We start from the raw sequence: 19552 nt of genomic DNA, 5'->3' as shown, positions 1-19552 counted from the left end.
CGGCGCATGAAAACCGACTCCGTTTCTCCGCGGCGGCGCCTCGGCCGCCGCTTCCTGATCGAGTGGATCGCGATCGGCTGCCTCGGGATCGCGGTGATCCTCGCGTGCGCGCTCGGCCGGCTGTCGACGAGCGTCGACGGGCTGATCTACGATCGGTTGCTGATGCTGCGCAGCCTGCCGCTGTCGCCCGACATCGTCGTCGTCGACATCGACAACCAGAGCGTGTCCGCACTCGGCCGCTGGCCATGGCCGCGCAGCGTGCATGCGCGGCTGCTCGACGCGCTGGTGCGTGCGCAGCCGGCCGCGGTCGTCTACGACGTGCTGTTTACCGAGCAATCGCCCGAGGATCGCGCGTTTGCGGACGCAATGGCCCATGTGCCGACCTTCCTGCCTGTCCTGCTGAGCCCCGAGCAGGCAGACGGCACGCGCACCGTCGATCCGCCGGTGGCCGAGCTGTCGGCACGTGCGATGGGGCTCGGCCACATCAATCTCGAAGTCGATCCCGACGGCATCGTGCGCAGTGTCGCGCTGTTCGAAAGCGACGGGCGTGTGCGCTGGCCGCAGCTGATGGTCCCCGTCTATCGTGCGATCCAGGCCGGGCGGCTGCATCCGGCCGGCGGTGCGCCCGGCGCGGATGCGCACGACCTGTCGCGCGACGCGACGGGCGAGGGCCGCTACCTGATTCCGTTCAGTCGCAACACGCCCGCGTATCCGACGCTGTCGTTCGACGACGTGCTCGCAGGGCGCGTGAAGCCGGACGCGCTGCGCGGCAAGATCGTCGTCGTCGGCGTGACCGCATCCGGCCTCTACGACCGCTTCGCGACGCCGGTGTCGGGCGATTTCGGCCCGCTCGCCGGCGTGTACATCCATGCGAACGTGCTGGACATGCTGACGACCGGCAGCGCGATCCTGCCCGCGTCGCGCGTCGGGCTCTTCGCCGCGTCGCTGCTGCCGCTCGCCGTGCTGCTGGGCGGCTTCCTGATGCTGTCGCCGTGGCGCGCGCTGCTGCTGACGCTGAGCCTGGCCGCGCTGGCCGTCGTCGCGAGCCTGGCGCTGCTGTTCGGGGCGCGCGTATGGCTGTCGCCCGCGCCCGCGATCTTCGGGCTGATCGCCGTGTACCCGATCTGGAACTGGCGCCGCCTGGAAATGACGATGTCGTATCTGCGCCGCGAGCTGCAGCGGCTGGCCGACGAGCCGCACCTGCTGCCCGAGGCGCCGCGCACGCGCAGCGTCGGCGGCGACGCGCTCGAACGGCAGATGGCGCTGATGGCGCAGGCCGCGCAGCGCGTGCAGGACATGAAGCGCTTCGTGTGGGACAGCCTCGACAGCATGCCGGAGCCGATCTTCGTCACCGACCTGGCCGGGACCGTGCTGATCGCGAACCATGCGGCGAAGCGCTACGGGTCGCGGCTCGCGCTGCCGTTGCCGGAAGGGCGGCCGCTGCGCGCCGCGCTCGGCGAGCTGACCTTCATGAAGACCGTCGACGGCAACGTCGAACACGACGTCGCGATCCGCGAGCATTGGCCGGCCGCGCTCGACCCGACGCTCGAGGCTGAATACGACGCGATGGCGCGCGGCATCGAGGTGCGCGACCGCGACGGGCTCGACCATCTGTTACGCTACGCGGCATGTACGAATGCGCAGGGCCGCGTGACGGGCTGGATCGCCGGCCTCGTCGACGTGACCGAGCTCCATGCGGCCGAGCGGCAGCGCGAGGAGGCGCTGCACCTGCTGTCGCACGACATGCGCTCGCCGCAGTCGTCGATTCTCGCGCTCGTCGAGATCGAGCGCGAACGCGTCGAAACCGACGCGATGCGCGGGCTGCTTGCGCGGATCGAGCGGTATGCGCACCGTGCGCTGCTGCTTGCCGACGAGTTCGTGCAACTGGCGCGCGCGGAGTCGCAGACGTACCAGCTCGAACCGACGAGCCTCGTCGACGTGCTGATCGACGCGAGCGACGAAGTCTGGCCGCAGGCGCAGGCGAAGCGCATCCGCATCGACACCGACGTCGGCACCGACATGGGCTGGATGCGCGCCGACCGCTCGCTGATCACGCGTGCGTTCGTCAACCTGTTGAACAATGCGGTCAAATACAGTCCGTCCGACACCGTGATCGCGTGTACGCTGACGATCGAGCATGCATCGAAGCGGATGTTCTGTACGATTCGCGATCAGGGGTACGGCATCGCGCCGGAAGATCAGCGGCATCTGTTCGAGCGTTTCAAGCGGTTCCATGCCGGCGAGCGGCCCGAAATCTCGGGTTCCGGGCTCGGCATGGCGTTCGTGAAGACGGTCGTCACGCGCCACGGCGGCAGCGTGACGGTCGACAGCGAAGTGGGTATCGGCACCGCGGTGACGGTGTCGCTGCCCGCGATCGACGAGCCGTCCGCCTGACAGGGCCGGGCACGACGGCAGGCATTTGGGGGAAGTCATGAGAAAGGAATGGGCAGCGACCGCGCTGGCGGCGTTGCTGTTGACGGGTTGCGCTGGCGTCACGACCGGCGTGAGCGCGCTCGGGCAGCCGAATGCGTTCGCATCCGGTGCGCACGGCTACGATTTCGTCCGCACGGCCGCTCAGGCCGATGATGCCGAGTACCGGCAGATCGAGACGCTCGTGCGCGACGAGCTCGCGCACCGCGGCTTCGACGCACAACCCGGGAAGGCCGCGCGCTACCGGCTGTCGATCGCCTATGCGACGCAGCCGGCGTCGGTCGCGGCGACGGCCGACCAATGCGGCGCCGCGAGCAGCGCGTGCGTGACCGTCGACGGGCCGGCGCCGTTCGCGCTGCCGTTCGCGGGCAAGGTGTACCGCCACGTGCTGACGTTGCGTTTCGTCGACGCGAGCTCGGGCGCCGACGTCTATCGCGTATCGGCGTCGCTGCGCGATCGCGATGCGGGCACGCAGCAGGCCGCGTCGACGCTCGTGAAGAGCGCGCTTGCGAAGCTGCCGTTCGAGCAGGGCGATGGCTGGCTCGTGAAGACGAAAAAAGACGACGCGGGCGCAATGCCGGGCGTCGTCTCGGTGAAGTCGGCCGCTACGCGCTGACGCGCCGGCCGTGAGGTGAGGGCGGGCCCGCCGGGAAGGCGAGGCCGGCCCGTGCCGCGTTCAGGCGGCCGGTTGCGCGTTGCCGCGCGCGCGCAGGTACGCGTCGAACTCGGTGCCGACTTCCGGGTGGCGCAGTGCGAATTCGACCGTCGCCTTCAGGTAGCCGAGCTTGCTGCCGCAGTCGTAGCGCGTGCCCTGGTACTTGTAGGCCAGCACCTGTTCGTCGGCGAGCAGCGCCTGGATTGCGTCGGTGAGCTGCAGCTCGCCGCCCGCACCCGGCTTCAGCGCGCGCAGGTGTTGGAAGATCCGCGGCTTCAGGATGTAGCGGCCGACCACGCCAAGGTTCGACGGCGCGACTTCCGGCTCAGGCTTCTCGACGATCGCCGACATCTTGACGATCGACTCTTCCCACTCCTTGCCGTCGACGATCCCGTACGACTTCGTCTCCGACGGCGGGATCTCTTCCACGCCGATCACCGAGCTGTGATAGTGGTCGAACACGTCGACCATCTGCTTCATCACGGGCGGGTTGCCGTCGAGCAGGTCGTCGGCGAGGATCACCGCGAACGGGTTGTCGGCCACGAGCTTTTCCGCGCACAGCACCGCATGGCCGAGGCCGAGCGCTTCCGGCTGACGCACGTAGAAGCAGTCGACATGGCTCGGCTTGATGCTGCGCACGAGCTCGAGCAGCTTTTCCTTGCCGCGCGCCTCGAGTTCGGCCTCGACTTCGTACGACTTGTCGAAGTGATCCTCGATCGCGCGCTTGCTGCGCCCGGTCACGAAGATCATCTCGGTGATGCCCGCGGCGATCGCTTCCTCGACCGCGTACTGGATCAGCGGCTTGTCGACGACCGGCAGCATTTCCTTCGGGCTCGCCTTCGTTGCCGGGAGGAACCGCGTGCCGAGACCGGCAACGGGAAATACCGCCTTGGTGACTTTCAACATGATCGAACCTTTATTCCTGTAATCGACTTGTCAGATGGTCTATGTTCACGTTCCGATTATAGTGAACGCAAACGACCTTACGGTTTGTTACGCAGGCAAGCGATCGAGCTGGGCGCGCAGTTTTTCCAGCGTGCTCTGGAAATCGGCGACGCGCTTCTGCTCCTGTTCGACCACGGCCGGCGGCGCTTTCGCGACGAATGCCTCGTTGCCGAGCTTCGCATTGCACTTCGCGATCTCGCCCGTGAGGCGCGCGATTTCCTTCGACAGGCGCTCGCGTTCGGCCGCGACGTCGATCTCCACCTTCAGCACCAGCTTGTTCGGGCCCACGATCGCGATCGGCGCGCCGTGCGCTTCCTTGTCGAGGGCCGCTTCGTCCGCGAGGATCTGCACGTCGGACAGGCGCGCGAGGGCCTGAACGTACGGTGCGAACGAGCGCAGGCGCTCGGCGTCGCCCGCTGCGAGCAGCGGCACCTTGGTCGCCGGCGACAGGTTCATCTCGCCGCGCAGGTTGCGGCACGCGTCGACGATCGCCTTCAGGTCGGCCGCCCATTGCTCGGACGCCTCGTCGATCTTCTGCAGGTTCGCGACCGGATACGCCTGCGTCATCAGCGACGCTTCGCCCTCGGCCTTGCCTTGCGGATAGCGGCCCGCGAGCGGTGCGACCTTCTGCCAGAGCGCCTCGGTGATGAACGGGATGATCGGGTGCGCGAGGCGCAGCACCGTTTCGAGCACGCGCAGCAGCGTGCGGCGCGTCGCGCGCTGCTGTTCCGGCGTGCCGTTCTGGATCTGCACCTTCGCGAGCTCGAGGTACCAGTCGCAGTACTCGTCCCACACGAACTTATAGATGCTGGTCGCGATGTTGTCGAAGCGGTAATCGGCGAAGCCCTTGGCGATGTCGGCCTCGGTGCGCTGCAGCAGCGACACGATCCAGCGGTCGGCCGCCGAGAAGTCGAGGTAGCCGCCGGGGCCGCAATCGCCCGCGCCGCACACTTCCGGCTTGTCGCTGCCGCAGTCGTGGCCTTCGCAGTTCATCAGCACGAAGCGCGTCGCGTTCCACAGCTTGTTGCAGAAGTTGCGATAGCCTTCGCAGCGTGCGAGGTCGAAGTTCACGTTGCGGCCGAGCGTCGCCATCGACGCCATCGTGAAGCGCAGCGCGTCGGTGCCGAACGCGGCGATGCCGTCCGGGAATTCCTTGCGCGTCTTCTTCTCGATGGTGGCGGCCTGCTTCGGGTTCATCAGGCCCGTCGTGCGCTTCGCGACCAGCGTTTCGAGATCGATGCCGTCGACGATGTCGATCGGGTCGAGCGTGTTGCCCTTGCTCTTCGACATCTTCTGGCCTTCCGCGTCGCGCACGAGGCCGTGCACGTAGACGGTATGGAACGGCACCTTGCCGGTGAAGTGCGTCGTCATCATCACCATCCGGGCGACCCAGAAGAAGATGATGTCGAAGCCCGTGACGAGCACCGATGACGGCAGGAAGTGCTGCAGTTCAGGCGTTTCGTTCGGCCAGCCGAGCGACGAGAACGGCACGAGCGCCGACGAGAACCACGTGTCGAGCACGTCCTCGTCGCGCTTGAGCGCGCCGGCATAGCCCTTTGCGGCAGCCTGCGCGCGCGCTTCTTCCTCGTTGCGCGCGACGAACACCTCGCCGTTCTCGCCGTACCACGCGGGAATCTGGTGGCCCCACCACAGCTGGCGCGAGATGCACCAGTCCTGGATGTTCTCGAGCCACTGGTAGTAGGTGGTCGTCCAGTTTTCCGGCACGAACTTGATCTGGCCGCTGCGCACGACGTCGAGCGACGTTTCGGTGATCGACTTGCCCGGGTTGAACGTGCCTTCCGGCGCCGGCTTCGTCATCGCGACGAACCATTGGTCGGTCAGCATCGGCTCGATCACGACGCCCGTGCGGTCGCCGCGCGGCACCATCAGCTTGTGCGGCTTCACCGAGTCGAGGAAGCCTTCTGCGTCGAGGTCGGCGACGATGGCCTTGCGCGCGTCGAAGCGGTCGAGGCCGCGATACTGCGCGGGGCCGTTGTCGTTGATCTTCGCGTCGAGCGTCAGGATCTCGATCGGCGCGAGGTTGTGGCGCAGGCCGACCTGGTAGTCGTTGAAGTCGTGCGCGGGCGTGACCTTCACGACGCCCGTGCCGAACTCGCGATCGACGTAGTCGTCGGCGATCACCGGGATCTCGCGACCCGTCAGCGGCAGCGTGACGAGCTTGCCGATCAGGTGCGCATAGCGCTCGTCTTCCGGATGGACCATCAGCGCGACGTCGCCGAGCATCGTCTCGGGGCGGGTGGTCGCGACGGTCAGCGAGCCCGAACCGTCGACGAGCGGGTAGCGGATGTGCCACAGGTGGCCGTTTTCCTCCTCGCTCGCGACCTCGAGATCCGACACCGCGGTGAGCAGCACCGGATCCCAGTTGACGAGCCGCTTGCCGCGGTAGATCAGGCCCTGTTCGTAGAGCGTGACGAACACGTCGCGCACGGCGGCCGACATCTTGTCGTCCATCGTGAAATATTCGCGCGACCAGTCGGTCGACGCGCCGAGACGGCGCACCTGGCCCGTGATCGTCGAGCCGGACTGCTGCTTCCACTCCCACACGCGCTCGACGAACTTCTCGCGGCCGAGGTCATGGCGCGACACGCCCTGCGCATCGAGCTGGCGCTCGACGACGATCTGGGTCGCGATCCCCGCGTGGTCGGTGCCGGGCACCCACAGCGTGTTCTCGCCGAGCATCCGGTGGTAGCGCGCGAGGCCGTCCATGATCGTCTGGTTGAACGCGTGGCCCATGTGCAGCGTGCCGGTGACGTTCGGCGGCGGCAGCTGGATCGCGAAATCGGGGCGGGTCGGGTCGAATGCCGGGGCGGCATAGCCGCGTTTTTCCCACTCCGGCCCCCATTGGGACTCGATGGTGTGGGGCTCGAAACTCTTCGCAAGCGTGCTGTCGCTCATGGTTGGAAATCTGCCGAAAAATGCGTGAATTGGATGCCGAATCCGACAATTATAAATGGATGCACATCGACCAGCTATCGCCTTGCCCGCGCGGGCCCGTCGCGACGCGCTCGCAGCGCGGCGGCGGCGTGTGATCGAACGGATCGGAAAGGCATCGCGCGACCGACTTATAATGGCGGGTCCGCATTTTTCTCGCACGTCCGCTGCCGCTCCATGCCCGATCTGCTCGCCAATCTGAATCCTGAACAATATGCCGCCGTCACGCTGCCGAACGAACCGGCGCTGATCCTCGCGGGGGCGGGCAGCGGCAAGACCCGCGTGCTGATCACGCGCATCGCGTGGCTGATCCAGCAGGGCTACGCATCGCCGGCCACCGTGCTGGCCGTCACCTTCACGAACAAGGCCGCGCGCGAGATGATGGCGCGGCTGTCGGCGATGATGCCGATCGATACGCGCGGGATGTGGATCGGCACGTTCCACGGCCTGTGCAACCGGATGCTGCGCACGCACTGGCGCGACGCCGGCCTGCCGCAGACCTTCCAGATCCTCGACACGGCCGACCAGCTGTCGGCGATCAAGCGGCTGATGAAGGCGGCGAACGTCGACGACGAGAAATATCCGCCGAAGAACGTCCAGTACTTCATCAACAACGCGAAGGAGCAGGGGCTGCGCCCCGACAAGGTCGACGCGTCCGACAACTTCAACCGCAAGTTCGTCGAGCTGTACCAGGCGTACGACCAGCAGTGCCAGCGCGAGGGCGTCGTCGACTTCCCCGAGCTGCTGCTGCGCTGCTACGAGCTGCTCGCGTACAACGCGCCGCTGCGCGCGCACTACCAGGCGCGCTTCAAGCACATCCTCGTCGACGAGTTCCAGGACACCAACAAGCTGCAGTACGCGTGGCTCAAGATGCTCGCGGGCGGCGAGAACGCGATCTTCGCGGTCGGCGACGACGACCAGTCGATCTACGCGTTCCGCGGCGCGAACGTCGGCAACATGCGCGACTTCGAAGACGAATTCCGCGTGCGCAACCTGATCAAGCTCGAGCAGAACTACCGCTCGCACGGCAACATCCTCGATGCGGCGAACCAGCTGATCTCGAACAACGCGCACCGCCTCGGCAAGAACCTGCGCACCGACGCCGGCCACGGCGAGCCCGTGCGCGTGTACGAGGCGAGCACCGATGCGCAGGAAGCCGGCTGGATCGTCGAGGAGATCCGCTCGCTGATCAACACCGGCATGTCGCGCAGCGAAGTCGCGGTCCTGTATCGCAGCAACGCGCAGTCGCGCGCGATCGAGCACACGCTGATGACGTCGGGCATCCCGTATCGCGTGTACGGCGGCCTGCGCTTCTTCGAGCGCCAGGAAGTGAAGCATGCGCTCGCGTACCTGCGCCTGATCGACAACCCGAACGACGACACCGCGTTCGTGCGCGTCGTGAACTTCCCGACGCGCGGGATCGGCGCGCGCTCGATCGAGCAGCTCGCGGACGCCGCACGCCTGTACGACTGCTCGATGGCCGCCGCGATTCCCTACGTGACCGGCAAGGCCGGCACGAGCCTCGGCGCGTTCGCGACGCTGATCGCGAAGATGCGCGCCGAGACGCAGCAGATGAGCTTGCCGGAGACGGTCGAGTACGTCGTGCGCGCGAGCGGCCTCGCCGATTTCTACCAGGGCGAGCGCGAAGGCCAGGATCGCCTCGAGAACTTGCAGGAACTCGTGAACGCGGCCACCGCGTTCGTCAGCGAGGAAGGCTACGGGCTCGACGCGCCGGCCCGCTCGATTCCGCTGCGCGCGGGTGCGATCGCGGCGCCGGAAATCGGCGTGGACGCGAACGATCCGTCGGTCGACGTGCTCGATCCGGCGCCGCTCGACGACCCCGCGCAGAACCCCGACACGATGACGCCGCTCGCGGGCTTCCTGTCGCACGCATCGCTCGAAGCCGGCGACAACCAGGCGCAGGCCGGCCAGGATGCCGTGCAGCTGATGACGGTGCACGCGGCGAAGGGGCTCGAATTCTCGGCCGTGTTCATCACCGGCCTCGAGGAAGGGCTGTTCCCGCACGAGAACAGCGTGCTCGAATCGGACGGCCTCGAGGAAGAGCGCCGGCTGATGTACGTCGCGATCACGCGCGCGAAGGAGCGGCTCTACCTGTCGTTCGCGCAGAGCCGGATGCTGCACGGCCAGACGCGCTACAACGTGCGCTCGCGCTTCTTCGACGAATTGCCTGAGCACGTGCTGAAGTGGCTGACGCCGAAGGTCGAGGCGGGCTCGCGCTGGGGTGGCCGCTCGGACAATGCCGGCTGGGGGCGCGACTGGTTCGCGCGACCGGGCGGCGGCAGTCGCGAGCAGGTCGTCGATGCCGCGGTCTCCGCGCCGCTGCCGGCGTTCGCGAACAAGCAGCGCGCGGCCGATACCGGCTTTCGCGTCGGCCAGCAGGTCTTCCATACCAAGTTCGGCGAAGGTACGGTCACCGCGCTCGAAGGCAACGGCGCCGATGCGAAGGCGCAGGTGAAGTTCAAGCGGCACGGCGAGAAGTGGCTCGCGCTGGCGGTCGCGAAACTGCAAGCGGTGGAATGATGAGCATCGACATGGTTGAAACGGTTTCGACGCGCCCGCTCGGCATTCTCGCCGCGCTGCCCGAGGAACTCGGCGACCTGATCGCCGCGATGCGCGCGGAGGGCGTGATGAAGACGATCACGCTCGGCCGCCGCGATTACCACGTCGGTACCGTGCACGGCGCGGCCTGCGTCGTCACGCTCGCGCGGGTCGGCAAGGTCGCGGCTGCCGCGACGGTCAGCGCACTGATCCATGTGTTCTGCGTGTCCGGCATCGTGTTCACCGGGGTCGCGGGCGGCGTGTCGCGCACGGTACGCGTCGGCGACGTCGTCGTCGCCGATACGCTGCTGCAGCACGACCTCGATGCGTCGCCGCTGTTTCCGCGCTACGAGGTGCCGCTGCTCGGCATCACGCGGTTTGCGACCGACGCGGAACTGACGGCCCGCCTGAAGGCTGCCTGCGCGCTGTTCGTCGCCGAGGAGGGCGCGCAGTTCGCCGAGCGCTTCGGGCTGGCCGGCGCGACGCTGCACGGCGGGCTGATCATCAGCGGCGACCGCTTCGTGTCGAGCGAGCGGGAAGTCGTCGCGTTGCGCGACGCGCTGCCGGACGCGCTCGCGGTCGAGATGGAAGGCGCGGCGATCGCGCAGGTGTGCGCCGAACACGACGTGCCGTTCGCCCTCGTGCGCACGATCTCCGACACGGCCGACGACCACGCGACGCAGTCGTTCTCGCACTTCCTGTCGGCGATCGCGAGCAGCTATTCGTCCGGCATCCTCAAGCGGTTTCTGACGCTGCATGCGACGGAGCGTGGCGCGGCAATCATGTAGGGAGGCGCGCCGTGCTTGGGCGCTGCAATGACGAAGGGTCCATGATGGATTAAGCTCTCACGGCTGCCCGGGAAGTTGGGGCAGTCAGGACGATCGCACGTTGCACGCGGTCGTATCAAAAAAATAACGATCCGAGAGGGCCCGAATGCCTGTCGAATGTACTTTCTCGTTGAACCGTCAACGCTCGTCCGTCCTGCATTGCACGGGTTTCGGGGTAGTCGCCGCGTTCAGCGGCAATGGTCGATACGTCAATGATCCGAATTCGACAACCGTTCCCAACGACGGGCCGTTGCCGGCCGGTGTTTATTACATCGTGGATCGCCAGAGCGGTGGACGCATGGGGTGGTTGAACGACTTTCGCTCCGATCTGCTTGCCGGTACTCATCGCGCGGATTGGTTCGCGTTGTATCGCAACGATGGTGTGATCGACGACTGGACGTCGATCAACGGCATCCGGCGCGGCCACTTCCGGTTGCATCCCGTCGGATACTGGGGCATCAGCGAAGGCTGCATCACGCTACCGAACAAAACCCAGTTCGATGCGCTTCGCAAGTTCCTGAAGTCGCAGGCCGTCGGCACGATTCCAGGCACCGGGATGAAGCACTACGGTCGAGTGGTCGTCCAATGAAAGCGCTTCTTCGTCTGCTCGCCGCGGTCGCATTGACGATTCCGGTCTATCTCGGCCTGGCGAATTCTCCTCTGGACGACTGGTTTCAAAGCGGCGCCGGTTGGCGAGCGTTTGAACCGCTGTTCAACGTGTTCGAGACGCTCGGTGTTCACGGCCAGGGTGACATCCTGATCAGTACCATGCTCGGCGTCAGTTTCGTGATCGCGTTGGCGCTGGTCTGGCTGGGCGCTCGAATATTCGACCGTCGCATGCGAGAGTCCCGGCATCGATAGCTGTTTGGCGAAACGGATCGTAACGTTCTTGAGCCACCGGCCGCGGCACGCATGCCGCGGCCGTTTCATCACGCCTTCTTGCGCCGGCTGCTTTCGAGGTTCGGCAGGAGCACTGTCAGCACGCCGATCAGCGGCAGGAACGAGCACACCTTGTAGACGAACGTGATGCTCGTCGCGTCCGCGAGCTGGCCGAGCACGGCGGCGCCCACGCCGCCCAGGCCGAACGCGAAGCCGAAGAACAGGCCCGCGACCATCCCGACCTTGCCGGGCATCAGCTCCGTCGCATAGACGAGGATCGCGGCGAACGCCGACGCCAGCACGACGCCGATGATCACGGAGAGCACGCTCGTCCAGAACAGGTTCGCATACGGCAGCAGCAGCGTGAACGGCGCGACGCCGAGGATCGACACCCAGATCACGTACTTGCGGCCGATCCGGTCGCCGACCGGCCCGCCGATCAGCGTACCGGCCGCCACGGCCGCGAGGAACACGAACAGGTGGATCTGCGCGGCCTGCACCGACAGGTGGAACTTGTCGATCAGGTAGAACGTGAAATAGCTGTTGATGCTCGCGAGGTAGAAGTACTTCGAGAACACCAGCAGCACCAGCACGCCGATCGCGGCCAGCACGCGGCCCTGCGACAGCGTCGGATGACCGGCCGCCGCCGCCTTCTTCTTCATCGACGGATGCTTCTTGTACCAGTGGCCGATCTGCGTGAGCACGACCATCGCGACGAGCGCGGCCGCCGAGAACCACGCGATGCTGTGCTGGCCATGCGGGATGATCACCAGCGCGGCGAGCAGCGGCCCGAGTGCCGAGCCGGCGTTGCCGCCGACCTGGAACAGCGACTGCGCGAGCCCGTGCCGGCCGCCCGACGCCATCCGCGCGACGCGCGACGATTCCGGATGGAACACCGACGAGCCGCAGCCGACCAGGGCCGCGGCCACCAGCAGCGTCGGGAAGTTCTGCGCGGCCGACATCAGCAGCAGCCCCGCGAGCGTGAAGCCCATCCCGACCGGCAGCGAATATGGTTTCGGCCGCTTGTCCGTGTACAGGCCGACGAGCGGCTGCAGCAGCGACGCGGTGATCTGGTAGGTCAGCGTGATCAGGCCGATCTGCGCGAACGACAGCGCGAACTGGCTCTTGAGCATCGGATAGATCGCGAGGATCAACGACTGGATCATGTCGTTGAGCATGTGCGAGAAGCTGATCGCGCCGAGCACCGGATAGACGGTGCGCGCGGCGGGTGGCGCAGACGGCTGGACGGCGGCGGTGCCGGCGCCCGTATCGAGGCTGGTTTCCATGTGAGCTGAGCGAGTTGAGGTGGCGGGACGCGCTTTGATGGGGATCGGCGCGTTCGAATCGTTGTTGCGTCAAAGAAGTGTAATGTGGCGTATCGAGAATGTCAGGCCAAGTTTTGTCGCGATTCAGACATTGATGTGACGATTCGGTCATTCCCCCTTTTTTTGGCCGGGTATAACGCAGGCGGCGCGTCCGCCTGTCGACGGGGCCGCGTGGGGCCGGCTCGGTGTTAGTCCCGACTCAAGGTCGGCCGATGGCGGCCGTAGAACGACGCAACGACAACAGAGGCGCGCCGCGCCCGGCACCGGCCACGAGCCGGGCGGGCACAGGACGCGCGGCCTGGCCAGCCATCGCGGGGACCGCCGGAACCGACCTTTCCGGCGGCGTGATCAATACGGGGATATATCGATGAAAGCAGCACCATTGCATCCGCAGCCGGGCGCGGCCACCAGCGCATCCGGCGCAGCCGCCGGACTCGCCGCACGACGTCCGCGCGCAGCCCGGCGCGAACGCCGGCCGTGGACCGTGAAAGCGACGTTGCGCGCAGCGTTCGCGATCCTGCTGGCCGGCACGCTTGCGATCGGCGTGTTTTCGCTGTGGCAGATCAGCAGGCTGAACGCGTCGATCGCGTCAGTCTACGAGCAGGGGCACGTCGCGAGCCGCGCGGCGGAGGAGGTGCGCGCCGAGGTGCTGCGCGCGAGCCGCGCGCAGAAGATGCTGCTGACCGCAACCACCGCGAAGGAGCGTGACGACCTGGGCGCCGAGGTCGGCGCGGGGCTCGCGTCGATCGGCCAGGCACTCGCGACGCTGCAGCGTTACGCGGATCCGGCCGATGCGGATGATTCCGCGCGACTGCGCGCGTTCTCGATGGCGGTCGGCACGTGGAGCGGCCATCTGCGCGATTTCGTCGCGCTCGTGCGTGCGCAGCCGCTCGACCTGTCGCAGATGAACTGGCAGGTCGGCACGCAGGACGTGTCGCTGCTGGTCGAGACCGGCAAGCTCGAGAAGCTCGTCGCGATGCTCGTGAAGACGCGTGGCGCGAAGTCGAAGGCGACGCTCGATGCGTCCGCAACGATCTTCTCGTCGTCGTTCGCGATGATCGCGGCGATGACGGCCGCGCTGATCGTGCTGGCGGTCATGATCGCCGAACGGGTCGTGCGCCGCCTCGCGGCACAGCTCGGCGGCGAGCCCGCGGAGGCGAAGGCGATTGCCGCCGACATCGCGCGCGGCGACCTCACGCGGCCGATTCCACTCGGCCGGCACGACCGCGACAGCATGGTGCGTGCGCTGTCCGACATGCAGACCGGGCTCGCGGCGACCGTCGGCGAGATCGCCGTCAGTGCGGAGGCGATCGCGGCCGCGTCCGGCGAGATTTCGACCGGCAACCTCGACCTGTCGCGGCGCACCGAGCAGCAGGCCGTCGCGCTCGAGCGCACCGCGGCCAGCATGGAGCAACTCACGTCGACCGTGCGGCAGAACGCCGAAAACGCGCGGCAGGCGAGCGCGCTCGCGGCCAATGCATCGGCCGTCGCGGAGGCGGGCGGCGAAGTCGTCGGGCGCGTGGTCGCGACGATGAGCGAGATCGACGACAGCGCGAAGAACATTCGCGACATCATCGGCACGATCGAGGGAATCGCGTTCCAGACCAACATTCTCGCGTTGAACGCGGCGGTCGAAGCGGCGCGCGCCGGCGAGCAGGGGCGCGGTTTTTCGGTGGTCGCGGGCGAGGTGCGGCTGCTCGCGCAGCGCGCGGCAACCGCGGCGAAGGAGATCCGTGCGCTGATCGGCGCATCGGTCGAACGCGTCGCGAACGGCGCGGCGCTCGCGCACGATGCGGGTCGCACGATGGGCGACGTGGTGCGGGCGGTCAAGCGCGTGACCGACATCATCGCCGAGATTTCCGCGGCATCGGACGAGCAGAGCGCCGGGATCGACGAGATCGGCCGCGCCGTCACGCAGATGGATGCAGGCACCCAGCAGAACGCGGCGCTCGTCGAACAGGCGGCCGCCGCAGCGAATGCGCTCGACGAGCAGGCGCAGGCGCTCAAGGCGCTGGTCGGACGCTTTCGCGTCGCGGCGTAAGCGCCCGGCCGCTGGCGGTTACGACTTCTTCTGCTTGTCCGGGTCGATGATGACCGTGCAGGTCGTGCCCGCCGACAGCACCACGTCGGCCGGCACTTCATCGATCTTGATGCGCACCGGCACGCGCTGTGCGAGGCGCACCCAGTTGAAGGTCGGGTTCACGTCCGCGACGAGGTCGCGGCTTTGCGGATTGTCGCGATCGTAGATGCCGCGCGAGATGCTCTCGACGTGGCCCTTCATCACGCCGCCGCTCATCAGCCGCATCTCGGCCGGTGCGCCGATCTTCACGCGCGGCAGCTTGGTTTCCTCGAAGTAGCCGTAGACCCAGAACGAATGGCTGTCGACGATCGCGAGCTTCGCCTGGCCGGCCACCGCGTAGTTGCCCTTGAACGTCTGCAGGTTCGTGATGTAGCCGTCCACCGGCGCGACCACGCGCGTGCGTTCGAGATTGAGCTTGGCGGCGTCGAGCGCGGCGATCGCCTGCTGGTACTGCGCGTCGGCGCTCGACGCGCTGTGCGCCGCGTTCTCGCGGTTTTCCTTCGACACGACGAGCGCGTCGAGGTCGGCGCGACGGGCCGCGTCGTCGCGGCGCATCTGCAGTTCCGCGCGGCGGGCGGCGACGGCCGCCTGTGCCTGCTCGACCGCAATCTGGTAGTGCGACGGGTCGATCTGCATGATCAGGTCGCCCTTTTTCACGAGCTGGTTGTCATGCACGGGCAGCTCGACGATCGCACCCGACACGTCCGGCGCGACGTTGACGATCTCGGCCCGCACGCGCCCGTCGCGCGTCCACGGATCGTCCATGTAGTGCACCCACAGCGAGCGCCCGATCAGGATCGCGACGAGGAGGATGACGGCGGTCGCGACGAAGCCGAAGAGTTTTCTGAGAATCATGATGGTTCGGAATCAACGGTAAACGGCAAGACTCAGTCCGCCGCAAATGCAGACGAGAAGGCACGCGCGGAACAGCGACGGGTGCCAGACGAGACGGTAGAGGCCCGTATAGGCGAGCAGGCGGTCGACGGCCCAGGTCGCCAGCGCGCCCAGGACGAACATCAGGACCACCGTGGGCATGTAGGCATCGAGAATGGCGATTTCACGCGGCATCATGACGAGGCTCCTTGTTGGGGACGCACGGGGCGGTTGCGGTTGAGCGGCTCGAGCGGCGATTCCGGATCGAGCAGCGCCGTGCGTACGAAATGCAGATGGCTCAGGATGCGCTGCAGCCGGTGGCGCTCCTCACGCGACGGCGTGAACGCCTCGAGCGTCTGCCGGGTCGCGTCGATCGCGGCGTTGACCGCGGCGAGCGTTGCGTCGAAGCGCTCCGCGTTCGGCTTGCTGAACAGCGCGGACAGCGCGGTGCGCATCGTCTCGATCGTGCGTCGCCACGGCGTCGTCGGCGCATAGCGCGGGTCGGACGACAGCGTCGCCAGCTCGGCGCGCAGGTCGAGCGCCGCGTTGCCCGTTTCCAGCACCGCGAACATCCAGCGCAGCGCGTCGCGCTGCACGTCGGGCTGGTCGGTCGACAGCGTATGCGCCTGGTACATCAGGTCGCGCGCGCCGCTCTCGAAGCGCGTGCGCAGCCCGGCCAGCCGTGCGTGGCATGCCGCGACCACCTGGTGGCGCAGGTCGGCGAACAGCCGCTTCTTCAGCCACGGCGCGGTCGGCGGGAACAGCACCGCGAACGCGATCGCCGAGACCAGCATCGACAGCACCAGCGCGAGCGCATCGTTCATGAAGCTCGTCGGGTCGTAGTGCGTGACGCTGTCCGGGCCGGCGAGGAAACAGAAGAAGATCAGGTAGCCCATCCCGTAGCCCGCGAGCTTCGGCTTCAACGTCATGTAGATGCCGATCGAGAGCAGCGGCGCGAGGGCCACGCACAGCAGCGGGAAGCCGTCGATGTGCGGGTAGATGCCGAACATCAGCAGGAAACCGGTGCAGACGGCCAGCGCGGTCCCCATGCCCATTTGCGCGGACATCGCGGTCGGGCGCGGCGTCGACGACGCGAGCGCGCAGGTGGCCGCCGCCGTCAGCGTCATCGTCACGCCGCTCGGCCACGCGGTCGCGATCCAGAACCAGCCGAGCACGAGGATCACGGTCGCGGTGCGAATCGCCGCGATCACCATCGCCGTCGCGTTGGTGCGCGGCTCGTAGCGCTCGATCCAGCGTTCGCGCTCGTGCGTCGCGGTCGACAGCGACGCGTAGGTCGCCGCGTATTCGTGCAGGTCGGTGATGAAGCGGTACAGCAGCTCGGCGGCCGTGTCGAAATCGAGCAGCGGAAAATCCGGCTGCGTTTCGAGCGCCGCGCGGGTCGCGCGGATGCGGCGCGGCAGCGCGTCGCGCCATGCAAGCAGCTGTTCGGCCGCGCGCGCCGCGTCGGCCGCCGTGCGCACGGGTTCGCCATTGCGGGTCAGGAGCGGCGCGATCTCGCGGAAGTACGGCTCGATCGCATCGATCGCGGCCTGTGCGCCGGCCGCACGCAGCCGGTTCATCAGCTGGTGCAGCGCGTGGAAGCGGCTCGACACGCTCATGAATTCGCTGTTCAGCCGCGCGAGGCGGCCGCTGCGCATCCGCGTGTCCGGATCCTCGAACACGGCCATGCTGCGCGCGGCTTCGAAACCGACCACGTCGGCGACGAAGCGCGTATGGATCGTCTCGATGTGCGCGCGGTCGAGCTTGCCCGACAGGGCTGCCGCGACGTAGTCGACGAAGCTGCCGAAGCGCGTGCGCACTGTCGTGCGCATCTGCTCGCCCGTGTACTGCGGAAACACGAGCGCGCTGACGACGCCGGCCGACACGATCCCGATGATGACCTCGGACACGCGCGTCATCGCGCTCATGAACGCGCCGTCCGGATGCTGCGACGCGGGCAGGCCGATCAGCGCGGTCGTATAGCCGGCGAGCAGGAAGCCGTAGCTGCGGAAGTTGCGGTTGCGCGCGGCGCCGGCCGTGCACAGTGCGATCCACAGCGCGACCGCGAGCAGGAACAGCTGCGGCTGCTGCGGGAACAGCCCGACGAACGTGAGCGTCGCGATCAGCCCGAAGATCGTGCCGGCGACCCGGTAGAAGCTCTTCGCGAGCACGGCGCCGCTTTGCGGCTGCATCACGATGAACACCGTGGTCATTGCCGTCTTCGGCGCCGGCAGGTCGAGCCGCATCGATACGCCGGTCGCGATGAATGCGGCGAGCAGGGCCTTGAACAGATAGAGCCACGCGGCGCCGTCGCTGCGGGCCCAGTCGCCGAACGCGGCGTACCAGGCCGCGAGCGGGCCGCCGGCGTGCGTGGAAGCGGGGGAGGAGGCTGGCATGACGGTCGCTCCGCGTTACCGTGCGGCCGGCGCGGCGGTCGCACCGGCCGTCGCGACCTGCGCGGGCCGGGCGACGGCCGCGACGGGTTTCGCACCCGATGCGGCGGTCGGCGCGGCGGCACCCGCGGCGGATTCGTCGTGCGACGGATGGCCGCCCCGTCCGTCCTCGCCCGTTTCGACGCCGCCGCCGAGCGCGGCCATCAGCTGCGCGTGCGCGGCGAGGCGTTCCGCGTCGATGCGGGCCGCCGTCTCCTGGGCGCGCAGCAGCTGCTGTTGTGCGACCAGCACATTCACGTAATCGGTCAGCCCGCGGCGGAAGCCTTCGCGCGACAGCTGGTAACTGCGGTCGTTGGCGGCCACCGAGCGCGCGGCGTCCTTCTTCTGCGTATCGAGCGAGCGGATCCGCACGACCTGGTCGGCGATGTCCTTCAGCGCACTGACGACCGTCTGGTTGTAGCGCTCGACCGCCTGGTCGTAGCCGGCGTCGGCCGCACCGAGTTGCGCGCGCAGGCGGCCGCCTTCGAAGATCGGCAGCGACAGCGCGGGGCCGGCCGTCCAGCCGCCGTTCATCGCGCGCAGGAAGTCGGTGAACGGCGCGGTCACGCCGAAGCCGCCGACCGTCGCGAGCAGGTCGATGTTCGGGTAGAACGCGGCTTTCGCGACATCGATGCCGCGGGCCTGCGCATCGACCATCCAGCGGGCCGCGACGACGTCCGGGCGGCGGCCGAGCAGGTCGGCCGGCAGCGCGGACGGCAGGCCGGCCGGCGCGTCGAGCGACAGGCCCGGCCGCTTGATCGCGTCGCCGGCGCCCGGGCCCTTGCCCGCGAGCGCGGCGAGCTGGTGGCGCGCGAGCTGGATGGCTTCTTCGTAGCTGTCGATCTGGCGCTCGTAGTCGGGCAGCGTCGATTCGGCCTGGCTGACTTCGAGCTGCGTGCCGAGCCCGGCCTGCAGGCGCTTGTGCGCGAGATCGGCCAGTGAGCGCTGGCGTTCGAACGTTTCGTGCGCGAGGTCGAGCAGCGCGTAGTTCATCGACATGCCGACATACGCGCGCACGACGTTGACCTCGAGCTCGAGCTTCGCCGCCCGGGCGTCGGCCGCGGTCGCATGCGCGGTGTCGAGCGCACGCTCGGTCGCGTTCTTGTCCTTGCCCCACAAATCGAGGTGGTACGACAGGCCGAGGGTGCCGGTGTTGTTCCAGGTATCGGCGTTCGCGAGCGGGCCAGGACCGTAGAACACGTTGTCGGGCCAGTGCTGGCGCATCAGCGACAGGTTGCCGTTGATCTGCGGCAATTCCGCCGAACGGGCCACGCGCGCCATCGCCTGCGCTTCGCGCACGCGGGCCTCGGCTGCCGCGAGGGTCGGGTTGCCGGCCTGGGCGTTGGCGATCCATGCGTCGAGCTGCGGATCGCGGTATGCGCGCCACCAGTCGGACGCGGGCCAGCCGGCATCGCGGTCGGCCGCGCGAATGGCAGCGCCCGCGTCGAGCGCGTTCGCTTCGATGCGGGCGGACTGCGGCTTGTTGTCGCCCATGCTCGCGCATCCGGCCATTATTAATGAGACTGCAAGAACCGCCAGTGCCAGCGTCCCTTTTGTTGCCGGAGACCGCACGATTTTCTCCCTTTCGGATATAG

General features: G+C 67.8%; 14 protein-coding genes. 7 read left to right on the top strand and 7 right to left on the bottom strand.

The window, feature by feature from the left end; all coding sequences use genetic code 11:
- The first annotated feature begins 6 nt into the window (after window positions 1-6).
- Window positions 7-2394 (top strand): CHASE2 domain-containing protein, encoded by a 2388-nt coding sequence (locus tag DIE15_RS31200; protein WP_124835159.1) that lies wholly within the window; start codon window positions 7-9, stop codon window positions 2392-2394.
- A gap of 37 nt (window positions 2395-2431) precedes the next feature.
- On the top strand, window positions 2432-3046 hold the full coding sequence (locus DIE15_RS31195) for a DUF4136 domain-containing protein (protein ID WP_057924264.1): 615 nt from the start codon (window positions 2432-2434) through the stop codon (window positions 3044-3046).
- Between the two features lie 60 nt (window positions 3047-3106).
- Here DIE15_RS31195 and galU read toward each other — a convergent pair whose 3' ends face one another.
- Both galU and DIE15_RS31185 read right to left on the bottom strand, forming a co-directional pair.
- Window positions 3107-3991 (bottom strand): UTP--glucose-1-phosphate uridylyltransferase GalU, encoded by an 885-nt coding sequence (galU, locus tag DIE15_RS31190; protein WP_057924265.1) that lies wholly within the window; start codon window positions 3989-3991, stop codon window positions 3107-3109.
- Between the two features lie 87 nt (window positions 3992-4078).
- Window positions 4079-6946, bottom strand: a complete 2868-nt coding sequence (locus tag DIE15_RS31185; RefSeq protein WP_124835158.1) for a valine--tRNA ligase — start codon at window positions 6944-6946, stop codon at window positions 4079-4081.
- Between the two features lie 213 nt (window positions 6947-7159).
- Between DIE15_RS31185 and DIE15_RS31180 the strand changes: the two genes are divergently transcribed.
- The 4 genes from DIE15_RS31180 to DIE15_RS31165 all read left to right on the top strand — a co-directional run bounded on the left by DIE15_RS31180 (window position 7160) and on the right by DIE15_RS31165 (window position 11229).
- Window positions 7160-9523: a UvrD-helicase domain-containing protein gene (locus DIE15_RS31180; RefSeq protein ID WP_057924267.1), complete on the top strand. Its 2364-nt coding sequence runs from the start codon at window positions 7160-7162 to the stop codon at window positions 9521-9523.
- Window positions 9520-10329, top strand: a complete 810-nt coding sequence (locus DIE15_RS31175) for a 5'-methylthioadenosine/adenosylhomocysteine nucleosidase (protein WP_057924268.1) — start codon at window positions 9520-9522, stop codon at window positions 10327-10329. The genes DIE15_RS31180 and DIE15_RS31175 overlap by 4 nt, the downstream gene beginning before the upstream one ends.
- Window positions 10330-10474: 145 nt before the next feature.
- Window positions 10475-10957, top strand: coding sequence for a DUF2778 domain-containing protein (locus tag DIE15_RS31170; RefSeq protein ID WP_124835157.1), 483 nt, complete (start codon window positions 10475-10477; stop codon window positions 10955-10957).
- Window positions 10954-11229 carry a hypothetical protein gene (locus tag DIE15_RS31165; RefSeq protein WP_057924270.1) on the top strand — a complete coding sequence of 92 codons (276 nt, stop codon included), beginning with the start codon at window positions 10954-10956 and terminating at the stop codon, window positions 11227-11229. The genes DIE15_RS31170 and DIE15_RS31165 overlap by 4 nt, the downstream gene beginning before the upstream one ends.
- A gap of 68 nt (window positions 11230-11297) precedes the next feature.
- On the opposite strand, the gene DIE15_RS31160 is transcribed toward DIE15_RS31165, so the two are convergent.
- Window positions 11298-12533, bottom strand: a complete 1236-nt coding sequence (locus DIE15_RS31160) for an MFS transporter (protein WP_124835156.1) — start codon at window positions 12531-12533, stop codon at window positions 11298-11300.
- Between the two features lie 406 nt (window positions 12534-12939).
- On the opposite strand from DIE15_RS31160, the gene DIE15_RS31155 reads away from it, so the two are divergent.
- Window positions 12940-14613 (top strand): methyl-accepting chemotaxis protein, encoded by a 1674-nt coding sequence (locus DIE15_RS31155; protein WP_124835155.1) that lies wholly within the window; start codon window positions 12940-12942, stop codon window positions 14611-14613.
- 18 nt (window positions 14614-14631) lie between these two features.
- Here DIE15_RS31155 and DIE15_RS31150 read toward each other — a convergent pair whose 3' ends face one another.
- From DIE15_RS31150 to DIE15_RS31135, 4 genes are read right to left on the bottom strand one after another with little or no spacing between them, the layout of a single operon-like run.
- Window positions 14632-15507, bottom strand: coding sequence for an HlyD family secretion protein (locus tag DIE15_RS31150; protein ID WP_057924273.1), 876 nt, complete (start codon window positions 15505-15507; stop codon window positions 14632-14634).
- Window positions 15508-15519: 12 nt separating this feature from the next.
- Window positions 15520-15723 carry a DUF1656 domain-containing protein gene (locus DIE15_RS31145; protein WP_011351756.1) on the bottom strand — a complete coding sequence of 68 codons (204 nt, stop codon included), beginning with the start codon at window positions 15721-15723 and terminating at the stop codon, window positions 15520-15522.
- Window positions 15720-17921: an FUSC family protein gene (locus DIE15_RS31140; protein ID WP_124835154.1), complete on the bottom strand. Its 2202-nt coding sequence runs from the start codon at window positions 17919-17921 to the stop codon at window positions 15720-15722. The genes DIE15_RS31145 and DIE15_RS31140 overlap by 4 nt, the downstream gene beginning before the upstream one ends.
- 15 nt (window positions 17922-17936) lie before the next feature.
- Window positions 17937-19529 carry an efflux transporter outer membrane subunit gene (locus DIE15_RS31135; protein ID WP_124835153.1) on the bottom strand — a complete coding sequence of 531 codons (1593 nt, stop codon included), beginning with the start codon at window positions 19527-19529 and terminating at the stop codon, window positions 17937-17939.
- Between the last annotated feature and the right edge of the window lie 23 nt (window positions 19530-19552).

The sequence above is a fragment of the Burkholderia sp. Bp9031 genome (assembly GCF_003857965.1).
Lineage (GTDB): Bacteria > Pseudomonadota > Gammaproteobacteria > Burkholderiales > Burkholderiaceae > Burkholderia > Burkholderia ambifaria_A.
This window is presented reverse-complemented; position numbering and strand designations above follow the sequence as displayed.